Genomic DNA, 14732 nt, shown 5'->3' with positions numbered 1-14732 from the left:
AGCCGGATTGGCAACCTGAGGAGTAAGCACTAGAGTATGCGCGCGCAAAACGGGGATCAGTCGTTCGCACATCGCTGTCGCGTTTATTACGAGGACACCGATGCCGGCGGTATCGTGTATTACGTCAATTACCTCAAGTTCATGGAGCGGGCTCGAACCGAGCGGCTACGGGAGCTGGGCTTTGCCCAATCCCAGCTGGCAGGGGATGACCTGTTATTCGTCGTGCATTCCAGCGAGGCTCGCTATCACGCGCCGGCGCGACTGGACGACGAACTGCTGGTCAGCGCTGAAGTAATCGAATTGAACCGTGCCAGCCTGCGGTTCAAGCAGCAGGTCAGGCGGGCTACGGATGCAACGCTGCTCTGCGAGGGGCAGTTCCTGGTGGCGTGTGTACGCACCAACAGTTTGAAACCTCGGGCCATTCCCGAAACTCTACGTGCGGCCTTTGCCGCCGTGAGCGGCGCGGGTAAACAATCAAAGCAGGAGATTTAGCGTGGAACCTACCGTCGTCGACCATTCCTCCATGTGGAGCCTGGTCAGTAATGCCAGTGTCGTGGTTCAACTGGTGATGCTGATCCTGGTAGCCGCATCGGTTACCTCTTGGGTCATGATTTTTCAGCGCAGCAACCTGCTGCGTGCCGGTCGACGTGCCCTGGAGAGCTTCGAAGAGCGCTTCTGGTCGGGGATCGACCTGTCCAAGCTCTACCGCCAGGCCGGCAGCAACCCAGATCCGGATTCGGGCGTCGAGCAGATCTTCCGCGCCGGCTTCAAGGAATTCTCCCGTCTGCGCCAGCAGCCAGGCGTTGACCCGGAAGCGGTCATGGAAGGCGTGGCCCGTGCCATGCGCGTGGCCATCTCCCGCGAAGAAGAGAAGCTGGAGCAGAGCCTGCCGTTTCTCGCCACCGTCGGTTCCGTCAGCCCGTACATCGGCCTGTTCGGTACCGTGTGGGGGATCATGAACTCGTTCCGTGGCCTGGCCCAGGCCCAGCAAGCGACCCTGGCCACCGTGGCCCCGGGTATCGCCGAAGCCCTGGTCGCCACCGCGATCGGCCTGTTCGCCGCTATCCCCGCAGTAATTGCCTACAACCGTTTTGCCGCGCGCGGCGAGACCTTGATCAGCCGTTACTACACCTTCGCCGATGAATTCCAGGCGATCCTGCACCGTAAAGTGCACACCAGCGAAGAATAAGCAGGTACTCCCCGATGGCTTTAATCACTCGAGCTCGAACCAAGCGCAAGCCGGTCGCCGAGATGAACGTAGTGCCTTACATCGACGTGATGCTGGTGCTGCTGGTGATCTTCATGGTGACCGCGCCGATGCTCAACCAGGGTGTGAAAGTTGATCTGCCCAAGGTTTCCAGCGAAGCCTTGCCCCAGGACAACAACACCCAGGTGCTGACCATTTCGATCAAGGCTGACAAGACCTACTACTGGAACCTTGGCAGCGAAGTCGATACCCAGAAGCAGCAGGACAAGGCCCTGACCTTGCCGGCGATGACCGACGCAGTGACCAAGATCATTCGCTCCGGCAACGAAGGCGGCAAGCACACCCAAGTCTTCATCCGCGGTGACAAATCGGTCGACTACGGCTCCGTCATGGGCGCCATGGGCGGGCTGCAGAAGGCCGGCGTCGGCAACGTTGGCTTGATTACCGAGGCGCCCTGATGCACCAACAGCGAGAGCCGTCCGCCTCGGAAAGCTACTTCTGGCCTAGCGTCTGGGCAATTGCCCTGCATGTCCTGGTGTTTGGCATGTTGTTCGTCAGCTTTGCCATGACCCCGGACCTGCCGCCAGCCAAGCCGATCGTGCAGGCGACCCTGTATCAGCTGAAATCGAAAAGTCAGGCCACTACCCAGACCAATCAGAAGATTGCGGGTGAGGCCCAGAAGTCGGCTGCGCGCCAGACTGAAGTCGAGCAGATGGAACAGAAGAAGGTCGAGCAGGAAGCGGTGAAGGCTGCTGCGGAACAAAAGAAAGAAGAGGCGGCTCAAAAGGCCGAGGAATCGAAAAAGGCTGACGAAGCGAAGAAGGCCGACGAGGCGAAAAAGGCTGATGAAGCCAAGAAAGCCGAGAAAGCTGCCGAAGCTAAAAAAGCTGAAGAGAAACAATTGGCTGATATAGCCAAGAAAAAATCTGAAGAAGAAGCCAAAAAAGCAGCCGAAGAAGAGGCCAAGAAAAAGGCCGCTGAAGACGCCAAGAAAAAGATAGTCGAGGACGCGAAGAAGAAAGCCGCCGAAGACGCCAAGAAAAAAGCTGAAGCAGACGAGGCGAAGAAGAAAATCGCCGACGACGCGAAGAAGAAAGCTGCCGCCGACGCCAGCAAGAAAAAGGCCCAGGAAGCAGCGCGTAAATCCGCCGAAGACAAAAAGGCCCAGGCCTTGGCAGATTTGCTTTCCGACACGCCTCAGCGTCAGCAAGCATTGGCCGATGAACGTGGTGATGAAGTCGCGGGCAGTTTCGACGACCTGATTCGGGCACGAGCAGCAGAAGGCTGGACACGTCCACCTTCGGCACGCAAAGGCATGACAGTAGTGCTGCAGATCGGCATGTTGCCGGACGGTACGGTGACTTCGGTCAGCGTGGCCAAGTCCAGTGGTGACGGTTCGTTCGACAGTTCGGCGGTTGCCGCGGTCAAGAACATTGGCCGGTTGACCGAGATGCAGGGAATGAAACCAAGCGACTTCGCTCCCTATCGTTCATTCAAGATGACATTCACACCTGAGGATCTAGCCTTGTGAGAAACCTTCTTCGAGGAATGCTTGTCGTTATTTGCTGTATGGCAGGGATAGCGGCGGCGGATGAAAAGAACATCCTGGTCACCAGCGGTAGCGATCGGGCCACCCCGATCGCGGTTGTGCCGTTCGGCTGGCAGGGCGGCAGCGTGCTGCCGGATGACATGGCCCAGATCGTCAGCGACGACCTGCGCAACTCCGGTTACTACGCGCCGATTCCGAAAGGCAACATGATCAGCCAGCCTACCCAGGCCAGCGAAGTCATCTTCCGTGACTGGAAGGCCGTGGGTGCCCAGTACCTGATGGTCGGCAACATCCAGCCTGCCGGCGGTCGCCTGCAGATCCAGTACACATTGTTCAACGTGGCCACCGAGCAGCAGGTATTGACCGGCAGCGTGTCGGGCACCGCCGAACAACTGCGGGACATGGCCCACTACATCTCGGACCAGTCGTTTGAAAAGCTCACCGGTATCAAGGGTGCTTTCTCGACGCGCATGCTCTATGTCACTGCTGAACGTTTCTCTGTAGACAACACTCGCTACACGTTGCAGCGTTCGGACTACGACGGTGCGCGCGCCGTGACCTTGCTGCAGTCCCGGGAGCCGATCCTGTCGCCGCGCTTTGCGCCGGACGGCAAGCGTATTGCCTATGTGTCTTTCGAACAGAAGCGTCCGCGTATCTTCGTCCAGCACATCGATACTGGCCGTCGTGAGCAGATCACCAACTTCGAAGGCCTCAACGGTGCACCTGCCTGGTCGCCGGATGGTTCGCGCCTGGCATTCGTACTGTCCAAGGACGGTAACCCGGATATCTACGTGATGAACATGGCTTCGCGCCAGATCACTCGCGTCACCAGCGGCCCAGGTATCAACACCGAACCGTTCTGGGGTAAAGATGGCTCGACCATCTATTTCACCTCCGACCGCGGTGGCAAGCCACAAATCTACAAATCGAGCATTGGCGGTGGGGGCGCGGAACGCGTGACCTTTATCGGTAACTACAACGCCAATCCGAAGCTTTCGGCTGATGAAAAGACGTTGGTGATGATTCACCGTCAGGATGGTTTCACTAATTTCCGGGTTGCGGCCCAGGATTTGCAGCGCGGAACCGTAAAAATCCTTACAGATACCAACCTTGATGAGTCAGCCACTGTTGCGCCCAACGGCACCATGGTAATCTACGCCACCCGCCAGCAGGGCCGGGGAGTCTTGATGCTCGTGTCCATTAATGGACGCGTAAGGCTCCCGCTTCCTACCGCACAAGGCGAAGTCAGAGAACCATCCTGGTCCCCTTACCTGAACTGACGCGGCGCTACAAAAAGATTTGCTTAACACACTGGGGTTCATTAGGAGTTTCACGATGGAAATGCTGAAGTTTGGTAAGTTTGCTGCTCTGGCTCTGGCTCTGTCCGTAGCCGTTGGTTGCTCGTCTAAAGGCGGCGACAATGCCGGTGAAGGCGCAGCTGTTGATCCAAACGCTGGTTACGGTGCTAACACTGGTGCAGTTGACGGCTCCCTGAGCGAAGAAGCTGCTCTGCGCGCAATCACTACTTTCTACTTCGAATACGACAGTTCGGACCTGAAACCAGAAGCCATGCGCGCTCTGGACGTTCACGCGAAAGACCTGAAAGCTAACGGCGCTCGCGTTGTTCTGGAAGGTAACACTGACGAACGTGGTACTCGTGAGTACAACATGGCTCTGGGCGAGCGTCGTGCGAAAGCCGTTCAGCGCTACCTGGTACTGCAAGGTGTTGCTCCAGGCCAACTGGAACTGGTTTCCTACGGTAAAGAGCGTCCAGTTGCTACTGGCCACGACGAGCAGTCCTGGGCTCAAAACCGTCGCGTCGAACTGCGTAAGTAATTCGTCATGCGAACGTGCCGTCGTGCTCTAACTGTACTGACTCTCAGCCTCGCGCCGCTCTCGGTGTGGGCTGCGGCTCCTGTGGTCGATAGCAACTCTGGCTATAACAATAGCGGAAGTGCTTATCCGCCAGCGGGTTATGGCACGAACGGCGCCTATGCTGGGGGGGCGGCTACGTCAGCCCCCTCGGCACAGGGCGAACTGTTCAACCAGCTGCAACGCATGCAGGATCAATTGTCGCAGCAACAAGGCGCCATTGAGGTTTTGCAGAACCAAGTGAACCAGCTGAAGCAAGAAGGCCTGGAGCGATATCAGGATCTTGACCGACGTATTGGAGCCGGCGTTACACCTGCCGCAACTCCTGATAATTCTTCTACCGGTGGCGCACCCAGTGCCGCCGCCGGTGGTGCAGCAGCAGGGGCCTCGGCCGCCAGCCAAGCCCCTGCCGCCAGCAGCGAACCGGGTGATCCGGCGAAGGAAAAGCTGTATTACGATGCCGCCTTCGATCTGATCAAAGCCAAGGATTTCGACAAGGCCAGCAAGGCTTTCACCGCATTCCTCGGTCGTTACCCAAACAGTCAGTACGCAGGCAATGCCCAGTACTGGTTGGGTGAGGTAAACCTGGCAAAGGGTGATTTGCAGGGGGCAGGCCAGGCATTTGCCAAGGTCAGCCAACTCTACCCTAAGCACGCCAAGGTGCCGGACTCGCTGTACAAACTCGCTGACGTAGAACGCCGCCTGGGTCATACCGACAAGGTCAAAGGCATTCTGCAGCAGGTGGTTGCCCAGTATCCGGGTACTTCCGCTGCCCAGTTGGCCCAGCGCGATCTGCAACGCTTGTAAGCGATGCAGCCCGTTTGGAAGAAACCCGCGCCTGGCGCGGGTTTTTTCGTTAGAATCCACGCCCTTTTATGAAACACGCTTCCTGGGGTTTACGCGTTGGCGGAATTCCTTGAAGTGCCTGACGGAGGCGGACAGCCTGTTTAGCTGTTACGCCCGTGGCGACTATGCAAGACACATTACGTATCACCGAAGTTTTTTACTCGTTACAGGGTGAAACGCGCACCGCTGGCCTGCCCACAGTATTTGTGCGCCTGACCGGCTGCCCATTGCGTTGCCAATACTGTGACAGCGCCTACGCCTTCAGTGGCGGCACCGTGCGCACCCTCGATGACATCCTCGAGCAGGTTGCCAGCTATCGACCGCGCTACGTTTGTGTGACGGGTGGCGAGCCGCTGGCGCAGCCAAATGCCATTCCCCTGCTCAAGCAGCTGTGTGACGCCGGTTACGAAGTGTCCCTGGAGACCAGTGGTGCCCTGGACATTTCCGCGGTAGACCCGCGCGTAAGCCGCGTGGTCGACCTGAAGACCCCAGGCTCCAAAGAGGCGCATCGCAACCTCTACGAGAACATCGATCTGCTGACGGCCAACGACCAGGTCAAGTTCGTGATCTGTTCCCGCGACGACTACGATTGGGCGAGCTCCAAGCTGATCCAGTATGGCCTGGACCGTCGCGCGGGCGAGGTGCTGTTCTCGCCGAGCCACCACGACCTGAACGCACGCGACCTCGCCGACTGGGTGGTGGCTGATAACCTGCCAGTGCGCCTGCAATTGCAGCTGCATAAATATCTTTGGAACGACGAGCCAGGACGCTGAAATGACTGAACCTACGATTGCTCAAAAACGCGCTGTCATCCTGTTGTCCGGTGGCCTGGACTCCGCCACCGTGGTCGCCATGGCACAGGCTGAAGGTTATACCTGCTACACCATGAGCTTCGACTACGGCCAGCGCCATCGCGCCGAGCTGAACGCTGCTGCCCGTGTTGCCCGTGAGATGGGCGTGGCCGAGCACAAGGTGATTGGCCTGAACCTCAACGGCATTGGTGGCTCAGCCCTGACCGACAGCAGCATCGATGTGCCGGAAGCGCCGAGTGAAGGTATCCCGGTGACTTACGTGCCAGCACGCAACACCGTATTCCTATCCCTGGCCCTTGGCTGGGCAGAGGTACTGAATGCCCGCGACATCTTTATTGGCGTCAACGCGGTGGATTACTCCGGTTACCCGGATTGCCGCCCGGAGTTCGTCGAGTCGTTCGAGCGCATGGCCAACCTGGCCACCAAGGCCGGTGTCGAAGGGCAGGGCTTTCGCATCCTGGCGCCGCTGCAAAACCTGAGCAAGGCCGATATTGTGAAGGCTGGCGTAGGACTAGGCGTCGATTATTCGCTGACTGTTTCCTGCTACCAGGCAGACGATGACGGCCGTGCTTGCGGGAAATGTGACAGCTGCCGACTGCGTGCTGAGGGCTTCCAAGCGGCCGGAATTACGGACCCAACGCGTTATTTCTGATTTATTTCAAATAAGGTGTTGAATAATCCTTAGAAATCAGTATTATACGCGCCACCACACAGCGGGTCGTTAGCTCAGTTGGTAGAGCAGTTGGCTTTTAACCAATTGGTCGTAGGTTCGAATCCCACACGACCCACCATTTTCAAAGCGGATGTGTGTTAAGTAGGGCGGAGTTGAGCAGTATCTACTCGATCGACATGCAGCCGTCTGCGGCAAACAGTAGTTTTGTTGTCGCATGATGTCAATGTGCAACGGCTTTTCGTTGCACATGCCGGGGTATAGCGCAGTCCGGTAGCGCGCCTGCTTTGGGAGCAGGATGTCGGGAGTTCGAATCCCCCTACCCCGACCATTTCCGCTAAAAAGACGCCTTTTAGGCGTCTTTTTTTGCCTTTTTTTTGTGCGTTCATATTTTTTGCGCGCAGATGCCTCTACCAACGCGACGTTGGCATGCGCGATACGTGCTTGTAAGCGGTAGGGCGCTGCTGCTCCGCCGGCGCGCTTAACCCTGATCGGTAGTCATGGTGATAATTTGGTTGGTCTCGCTAATGCAGCGCTCGAATACCCTGATGCCATGCTTGGCCTTCTGATTGCAGAAGACATGAGAGCAGCTAGGGTATTCATTTCTCCAGGCGGATGTTCCTGAGCGCTCTGAGGTTCCTGTATTTCACCAAGGTAATTAGCTACGTGATTCAAAGCTTGCTTAAGCGTTGGATTCGTCGACAGTTCCATGGCTATAGCTATTTCTTCTAAGGCTTTGGAAGAGGGCAGCTTCACAGTTGGTCCATCTAGCCTTCTGACCGTCCCATATGATCGTGGTGACGCTCCGCTCGAGTCTTCGCGCCGGATACGCTTTAATGCCCCTTGCATCACGCTACGCTCATGCAAGACCGTGCGCATGTGGCTGTAGTCGACCTCGACATAGCTCATCGTCGTCGCGATGTTTGAATGATTCAGCAGATTTTTCGTGAGATGGATATTGCGATCTGGTTCTTTCATCAGATCTGTGGCTAAGGTATGACGAAAACGATGGGGGGTAATTCGGGCTCCAAATTTTTGGGTTAACTTACGGTACATTGCTTCGACCTGATCCGACGTCATTACTCGCCCACGGTAATGCATTGAAAAACGGTTTACGTTGAACAATTGGTCATCTGAGGTGAAGCTAGCGCGCTTCGCTTTATCCATAATTAGTTTTAGGTGGGGCGCAAGACCTTCCATGATGGGCACAGAGAACTCTCGATGTGTTTTTTCTGTTTCACCACGGATTAGAATCATCTGCTTATCAAGATCGACGTCTTTGTAGCGCAAATGCAATAAAGCATTGAGTCGTATGCCGGTGTAATAGAAAACCTCAAACACAGCAAGCCAAAACCAAGCAGGTGTTACTTGGCTGCGCTCATTTGCGCAGCGTTCTTCTGCCTCTAGCGTTTCGAGCCAATTCCTAGATCTTTGAATTAAATTTGCATCAAGTATTTTGCTAGGGCGTTTTGGGGGAGTTACACAGGTTTCTTTGAATGGGTTGACCGTCGTATGTTTAAGCATTTCATGCTTTATCGCATATTTCCATACTGTACGTAGGTGGCTCGAATAAGTATTCCAGCTGCGTTTTGCCTTACCGTTTGCCAGAAACTCCTTTCGCCACGCGAGGATCGACCGATGATCAATCTGTTCGATTGGGGTAGCCCCGAAATGGGCGAGCATCGCTTTAGCTGAGGATAGATAAGTCTTTGTAGATGCTGGCCGAAGGTCGCGCGCAAATATATATTCCTCCGTAAGTTGCAAGGCGGTGGTCATTGTTGGGGCTCCATTGATTCTAACTTTAAAGAAAGGCTTGCGTTATCGAGAGGTACTTCTGAGAAAATCGTGAGGGGGTCCAATAGTAAGTAACCCTTCAGCTGTTTTGATTTGCGAGGGCCGATTACGTCGCAGTTCCAGATGTTCAGGCTCTTCAGGGTTTTTCGATGAAGCTTCTGCTTCTCGAAACTGCGTTGCACCAACTGCCAAGCGTTGACTTGCTGTGCTTTGGCTTGCTGTTCAATGTGGGGGAACTCAAGAACGTAGCGCTTGAATATTCCTGGCGTCACCAACATAGCGGTCCCGGCTACGGTATGTACCAGTGCTTTGGTGTCGTTAATAATGATTTTTCGAGATGCGATCCCTTGTTTAAGCCATTCAACGAATCCCTGGCCGAGCTCGGTGTTGCTGGGCATTGCGATCACTTCTTTATCAGTTGGTAAAGGCACGCTTCCAGGGTTAGGAGAGTGAAGGGGCTCTCTATCATCCGGTTTCGACGACGCGCTCTGTATTGGTGACAAGGGACTGTTTTGAGTGTCTCCTAGTGGCTCATTGACATTATTTAGAAGTGCCAGTAGCGCGTCAAATTCAGCGCGATCATCCGAAGGGCGTTGTGGTGTATCAGCGGATGCCGTTAGTGCCGGCGTTAATGGCGCTGGTGCAGCATTAGCTTCAGCCGCTTGAGGTGAGCTTTTCACTGGAGCAGCGCTGGGACTTTGCGCCGCCAGCTCATCCACTGCATTGCCAGCCTCAACCTCAAGGGTGCCTGCGTAAACGGTGGGCCGTTCGTTGGGATCACTCCAAATCAGTGAGGGTGAAAGCTTGAGCAGGGTGAAGGTATTTCGCCAGCCACGACCGTTGTCGATTGTTGCTTTCCAGATGGCCTTATCCTGGGCATTGGTCTGGATAACACCTTGGTCCTGGAGCATGTTGAAGAAGGGCGCGTTCGAGCTGGGTACACCTTCAACGCCTTGGGTCAGCAAGTAAGCGCGTAGTTGATCGGCAATCGGTTTGCTGACGAGCCATAGAGCCTCTTGTGTCAGCCACCCATCTGAGGGGCCATCAGGCTGATTCAGTTTGAACGTGTCACGCACCAGGTAGCGCAAACCGTCCGCCAGTTGACGTTGCAAGGATTGTTTTGGCGCTGACAACGCACGAGCAGGGTTACCGCCGAGTTCCTGCGCGACTGAGGCTTGGTCGGCCTTGACCACAATCTCGCCCAATATGCCGGCGTGCTCATACTGGCCGGCCAGCACAAAGATCAGTTGCGACCAGGCTTCGGGGAAGCCGCTGAGCCAGTCTAGGATTTCCGAGGAAAGGATCTGCGCGTAGATCAGTGCGGCAGCGGCTCCGTGAAGTTGGTAGTTGCGTCCTTTCACATAGCGAAAGCGATAAGGGCGGTTGATTGGGCCATGCCATGGGTGCCAGGTTTTACCTCCCTCCAGTTCGATGTGCACGTCGACGGCAATCTTGCCGAGGTCGTGAATCAAAGCGCCATAAGCAGCTGCGGCAGTCCACGCTTCGGCCTGGGCCGATTGAGATTCCGGTGGTGCACCGATGGGGAGGAGGTAGGTCTGTCGAATCTTCAACGCATAGGCGACGATCTCTAAGCCGTGATCAAGCATGCCGCCTGGGTGTGCATGGTGGTGGTTCTGCGAGGCAGGGAGCTGCTGGACCAACTCTGCGTAGCGCTCCAGTGGGCGACGATAGAGCTCCACAAACTGTGAGCGTGATAACGAAGCGCGCTGCCAGATGTTCTCCAGCAATTTTTGACGCCGTGGCGTCGCCAGCAAATCCTGTCCCTGGGCAGGTTTCAGAAAACCGTTTGGTGAAGGGGCGGCAGCAGGTAAGGTTTTGCTGCGGTGGAAAAATGAGAACATCACCAACTCCATCAATGAATCATGGACTGGCTTTTCCGCTATCTGGTGGGTTTACTTCAATGGGAAAAGGTCACCGGCTGCGTTAGGGTATTTCGAGAGGCGTTGCGCCATCAGTGTGACGCTCCAGGTGTCTTCGCCTGCGCAGAACAGTTGCACGACGAGGTTCCGAACCCTTTTTATTGAGTGTCGCTCCAGGAATTGCGACTAACAGCTGGTGAGGGCGACGACCTTTTTGCGTAGCAAGCCCTTTCGGGTAGGGCTTTTACCCTTGTGAACCATTCCATTCGCTTTTAGAGACCATTTACCCTTTTGGGCCATTTTGCGGTGGGTGGGAGTAGGGCGTCCGCGAACTCATGACGGAGCATCCGTTTATCCATTGGTCTTGCGGCAACGTGAAATCAGGATTATAAATAATGTCAAAGCGCCTCCAGTTTAAGGTTGGCCAGGAGAAGCATGATGACAGTGAACACCTCACAGACCGTTGCAAGCCGCTTGGGCTATAGCCTTGGTCGTGCGGTGCGCGCCGTTTGGTGCAGCGAGAACCGCACTTTACGGTGGGTCAAACGTCTTGCCCTAATCGCATTGGCTGTATATTCCTGGGTATGGTTGGCTCATGCCGTCATTGCGGCTTTAACCGTTGGTCTAATTTTGCTAGCGGTTGTCTTAGGGGGAGGCCCTCGTCCGGCTGTGGTATCTACGAATGTATATAAGCCCTTCCAATCTGAATATGACAATGACCCATACTCTCTAGGGAATCAAAATAATCCATTGTTTCACGCAAAATATGAAGATAATTTTTTAAACTAATTATCTTCATAGGATTTGAAACGCTGAAGCTGAAAAGCAGCGTAATGTCCGAGTTATTTGATTTTGCTTTTAGCAAACTCACCACCCTCGGCCCCAGCTTTTTCTACAGAATTAGTACCTCTCGATAGACCCTCCAGCGCATTCCCGGCGCTAATACCCGCCCACCCAAGTGCACCTATCCAGAACAAAGGCAGGATGATAAACATCGAACCCATCACGAAGTTCAGGATTGCATCCTGAGTCGTAGCGTTCAATCCCATGACAGGATCAAATGACAAATGGGGTGAGCCTGCTCCATACAGGGCGTCCAAGATAGTTGTATCTACCCACCGTGCCAGTTGAAACCAAAAGTCCACGAAGATCAGCGCAAAAAAAACCACTGTCATGGTCATGGCTACTTTCAACTGATAAGCGCCGACGATCAGTACAAGCGGGATGCAAATCACCATCGCCATCTTCAAAAACGCCATAACCATTGGTAAGGCCTGACGAACCATGTCCATAGCCGGGAAGTAGGCCATGGATCCCAGCGCAACTCCAAGAGTGCCGGCTGCGCGAGCTGCGCCATTCCACACCGTCCCGTTTATTTGCCCACCGTAGTCTGTATAAACATCTCCTTTCACCTGGTTCGACGGCGAGACCAGTTGCCGAACAAGCGAGTCGGTCACTTCGTCCTGGGACAGCCACTTCGCCCAACCAAGCATTTTTGTCATGAGGTCAGGTGAAACTTGATCTTTGATACGATCTCGTAAGCCTACTCCGCTATCGGACCACCATTGTTTACACGTTGGATATCCTCCACCTCCGCTCACTTGTGGCAACCCCACATCACGCGAAGCGTTGTATGGCCAGGACGTTCTGGGTGTCTTGGAGTAGTCCGTGTCGTAGTAGCCCGAAGTGTTCAGCAAGAAGTGTGAGCCGATCCAACTAAGATCCTGCAAAAACTGGGGATCATTGGCTTTCGTGCCCATGTCTGGTTGACGCATGAAGAGGCGGGCGCGTGAAGGTCCATAACAGTCATGAGTAAAGTCGCCGATTTCCTGTGCCAGCAATGGGTTATTGATCTTGGTGTTGTTTACGTCCATTCGCATTTGTCGCAGGTCGGTCCCGCAAGGGATGGCTGCGACCGCCCCGCTGGTCAACCCTTTTGACAACGCATGCATAAATGCCCACCACATTGGCATCTGCGCACTCTTTCCAGCCAAAGAGCTAAATGTCGTGTTCCAGCCCGTGTCAGCTGGTTTGGGTAAGTTGTACTGGCATTGCTGGGCTCTACTTTGATCGAACGCCAAGGTATCGAAGCTCACATTGACGGCAGGGACTGCGAAGAATGCGACGACGACGTAGCCAACATAGATGTTGGTCTCGATTCGGGCCAGTGACAGAACGCCTTTGTTACCCTCATCAGCCCCTTCACCACGGACCTTGAGCCATTCTCGAATCACGATTATGCAGAAGGGCAGAGCGAACAGGCCGGTGTCTGAAATCATGTCCCAGATGCCGTTGTTGATGATCCAACCCACCAACGTGAGGTAGTACTCCAGATAGTCATTGGTGTAGAGCGTCATTGGATGCCTCCACTAGGGAGAAAAGCTTTGCTCAGTTCGATCATGACAAACAATAAAACCACCATGACCTCGATCTTCAGCAAGCCTTTGCGCCTGGATTGTGGCAAACGAGCCTTGAGCTTGAGCCAGGCAACCGTCAACGCGATATAAAGCATCAGTCGCCAGGTGAAGAGCGGCCAGTAGTTGTCGACACGCCATGCTTGCCATTGCTCAGCACTGTCGAACACGCTCATCAAGAAGGCGCTGAGTAGCACTACGAGGGCGGTAGTTACAAGCAGAGTGCCTAGCGCAAATAGAATGCCCCGCCCGACTCGTCGAGTCAGCGAGCGGTTGGGGAAGGTGACAGGATCTTGAATATCAGTCATGGCCTACCTCACTATTTGCTCTTGGCAGGTGATTGCAACTGATTCAGGCGATCCGTTTCTGGATCTCCTGGAAACACCCCGCGAGAGTCTTCTGCCCGAGCTTTGCCACGTTCAATGATTGTGAGTGGTGAGTTCTTCGCGAGCTGCTGACGCATGTCCAGCTCCATCTTCAGATTGCTGATTTCCTGTTGCAGCGACGAGCTTTGTTGACCGACTGCCTGAACAGCCAGGTCGTTAGCGGCGACGTTTGGTTCTCGGCTACCTGCCATCAAGGTGCGTTGAAGGGTTAAGGCTTTCTCCAGTACGTCGGACAGTGCGACTTCAGAGGCAAGTCTGCGAGCGAGTACGTCTTGATCTCGCTCATCCTTGAGAGCCGCCACAACACCACGGGTGATGGGTAGAGAGTTGCTACTTGCAGCCTCAAGGTTTTCGACCGATAGACTTTTGCTTCCAGTCAGCAGCTCCTGTAGTGCTTTAAGCTTGGTGTCGTATGTTTCCTGGATCAGCGGCGTGAGGCCCACACCTGCTGCTGTCACCGTTTTAGGGCAACTGTCACAGGTTTGTTGTTGCTGTTCTCCCAGCACGCGATTGGCGAATGTGGTCGCTTCTTGGGGCGATGACCAGACATTGCAGACCATGCCGTTGTTGCAGTTGTCTTTGCTGATCGAGCCGGTGTCGCCGGCCGCGCGTTTGTTCAGCAGGTTGTAACCCGCTTTGGTGACGTCACCGACAATGCGGATTGGCTTCTGGCCGGAACCTCCTGCTCGATCACCCCCAACCCAAGTGACGCCATCGTTGCCACCTTTCTTTTCGACCTGCTCCACAGCCGACACTGCGTCCGTGTTGGACGTCAGCGCCTGGCTCATTGCTTGACCTTCAGCGAGCTTGCCCCAGCCCATTTGATTGCCGGCGATATCCGCCATTTTTTCGCCAATGGCCCTGCATGTGCCTTTGGACCGGTCAAAGTCCAATCGAGCCTGCAAGATGCCATTCGTGATGAGGTTGTACAGCGCTGGATTTGCGCGTTGGAGGATCAAGGCTGGCAGCGAGGCGACGGCGCTGGTGGCGTTCTGTACCACCGAGCTCATGATGTTCTGGAATCCAGAGGTGGCACCATTCAACTGGTTCTGCAGGGTATTGCTCATGCTCATGTTTCCGCAGACCAGATTGTTGTTCCAGCCACCGCCGACGGAAATACTGTCCATGTTGCCGGCGCTCCCCATTGTCACGGCGTTCCCCCCGCCGATGTTGTAGAGCACGTCGTCACCAATGACGCTGCCAGAGGAGGAGACGTTGATTGGGTCAGCAGATTGCGCTACTGCGCTGCTAAAACAGCAGATGAGGCAGATCGCCAAGGGGGTGAGTTTCATGTAGTGCTCC

At 55.1% G+C, this 14732-nt stretch carries 15 protein-coding genes and 2 tRNA genes; 12 read left to right on the top strand and 5 right to left on the bottom strand.

What is annotated here, in order from left to right; all coding sequences use genetic code 11:
* Positions 1-36 precede the first annotated feature (36 nt).
* The 11 genes from ybgC to AB7933_RS27185 all read left to right on the top strand — a co-directional run bounded on the left by ybgC (position 37) and on the right by AB7933_RS27185 (position 7287).
* The gene (gene ybgC / locus AB7933_RS27235) at positions 37-492 is read left to right on the top strand and encodes a tol-pal system-associated acyl-CoA thioesterase (RefSeq protein WP_024077144.1); all 456 of its coding nucleotides are present in this window, start codon (positions 37-39) and stop codon (positions 490-492) included.
* Between the two features lies 1 nt (position 493).
* Complete coding sequence (gene tolQ / locus AB7933_RS27230) at positions 494-1189, top strand: protein TolQ (RefSeq protein WP_024077143.1); 696 nt, start codon at positions 494-496, stop codon at positions 1187-1189.
* A 23-nt stretch (positions 1190-1212) separates the two neighbouring features.
* The gene (tolR, locus tag AB7933_RS27225) at positions 1213-1665 is read left to right on the top strand and encodes a protein TolR (protein WP_160384999.1); all 453 of its coding nucleotides are present in this window, start codon (positions 1213-1215) and stop codon (positions 1663-1665) included.
* Positions 1665-2738 (top strand): cell envelope integrity protein TolA, encoded by a 1074-nt coding sequence (gene tolA / locus AB7933_RS27220; RefSeq protein ID WP_024077142.1) that lies wholly within the window; start codon positions 1665-1667, stop codon positions 2736-2738. Before tolR ends, tolA begins: the two co-directional genes overlap by 1 nt.
* A gap of 17 nt (positions 2739-2755) precedes the next feature.
* Positions 2756-4036: a Tol-Pal system beta propeller repeat protein TolB gene (gene tolB, locus AB7933_RS27215; protein WP_041161007.1), complete on the top strand. Its 1281-nt coding sequence runs from the start codon at positions 2756-2758 to the stop codon at positions 4034-4036.
* A gap of 55 nt (positions 4037-4091) precedes the next feature.
* Complete coding sequence (gene pal, locus AB7933_RS27210) at positions 4092-4592, top strand: peptidoglycan-associated lipoprotein Pal (RefSeq protein WP_003209827.1); 501 nt, start codon at positions 4092-4094, stop codon at positions 4590-4592.
* Between the two features lie 6 nt (positions 4593-4598).
* Entirely contained in the window at positions 4599-5435 is an 837-nt protein-coding gene (ybgF, locus tag AB7933_RS27205) for a tol-pal system protein YbgF (protein WP_024077140.1), read from the top strand.
* Positions 5436-5599: 164 nt separating this feature from the next.
* Positions 5600-6247, top strand: a complete 648-nt coding sequence (queE, locus tag AB7933_RS27200) for a 7-carboxy-7-deazaguanine synthase QueE (RefSeq protein WP_024077139.1) — start codon at positions 5600-5602, stop codon at positions 6245-6247.
* Positions 6248-6263: 16 nt separating this feature from the next.
* Complete coding sequence (gene queC, locus AB7933_RS27195; RefSeq protein WP_162163619.1) at positions 6264-6938, top strand: 7-cyano-7-deazaguanine synthase QueC; 675 nt, start codon at positions 6264-6266, stop codon at positions 6936-6938.
* 63 nt (positions 6939-7001) lie between these two features.
* Positions 7002-7077, top strand: a tRNA-Lys gene (locus AB7933_RS27190).
* A gap of 133 nt (positions 7078-7210) precedes the next feature.
* Positions 7211-7287, top strand: a tRNA-Pro gene (locus tag AB7933_RS27185).
* A gap of 167 nt (positions 7288-7454) precedes the next feature.
* Here the strand turns inward: AB7933_RS27185 and AB7933_RS27180 are convergent.
* Both AB7933_RS27180 and mobH read right to left on the bottom strand, forming a co-directional pair.
* Positions 7455-8732, bottom strand: coding sequence for a site-specific integrase (locus AB7933_RS27180; RefSeq protein ID WP_093235626.1), 1278 nt, complete (start codon positions 8730-8732; stop codon positions 7455-7457).
* Entirely contained in the window at positions 8729-10612 is a 1884-nt protein-coding gene (gene mobH / locus AB7933_RS27175; RefSeq protein ID WP_093235636.1) for a MobH family relaxase, read from the bottom strand. The genes AB7933_RS27180 and mobH overlap by 4 nt, the downstream gene beginning before the upstream one ends.
* A 453-nt stretch (positions 10613-11065) precedes the next feature.
* Between mobH and AB7933_RS27170 the strand changes: the two genes are divergently transcribed.
* Positions 11066-11419 carry a hypothetical protein gene (locus AB7933_RS27170; protein ID WP_143036938.1) on the top strand — a complete coding sequence of 118 codons (354 nt, stop codon included), beginning with the start codon at positions 11066-11068 and terminating at the stop codon, positions 11417-11419.
* A gap of 53 nt (positions 11420-11472) precedes the next feature.
* Here the strand turns inward: AB7933_RS27170 and AB7933_RS27165 are convergent, their stop codons facing one another.
* Genes AB7933_RS27165 through AB7933_RS27155 form a run of 3 tightly spaced genes read right to left on the bottom strand, consistent with a single transcriptional unit; the run spans position 11473 to position 14722 of the window.
* A complete protein-coding gene (locus AB7933_RS27165) occupies positions 11473-12987 on the bottom strand; it encodes a conjugal transfer protein TraG N-terminal domain-containing protein (protein WP_093235623.1) in 1515 nt (504 codons plus the stop codon).
* Positions 12984-13352 carry a hypothetical protein gene (locus AB7933_RS27160; protein ID WP_093235620.1) on the bottom strand — a complete coding sequence of 123 codons (369 nt, stop codon included), beginning with the start codon at positions 13350-13352 and terminating at the stop codon, positions 12984-12986. The genes AB7933_RS27165 and AB7933_RS27160 overlap by 4 nt, the downstream gene beginning before the upstream one ends.
* Positions 13353-13363: 11 nt before the next feature.
* Positions 13364-14722, bottom strand: a complete 1359-nt coding sequence (locus AB7933_RS27155; RefSeq protein ID WP_093235618.1) for an integrating conjugative element protein — start codon at positions 14720-14722, stop codon at positions 13364-13366.
* Positions 14723-14732 lie beyond the last annotated feature (10 nt).

Source organism: Pseudomonas gorinensis, from assembly GCF_042015035.1.
GTDB lineage: Bacteria > Pseudomonadota > Gammaproteobacteria > Pseudomonadales > Pseudomonadaceae > Aquipseudomonas > Aquipseudomonas gorinensis.
This window is presented reverse-complemented; position numbering and strand designations above follow the sequence as displayed.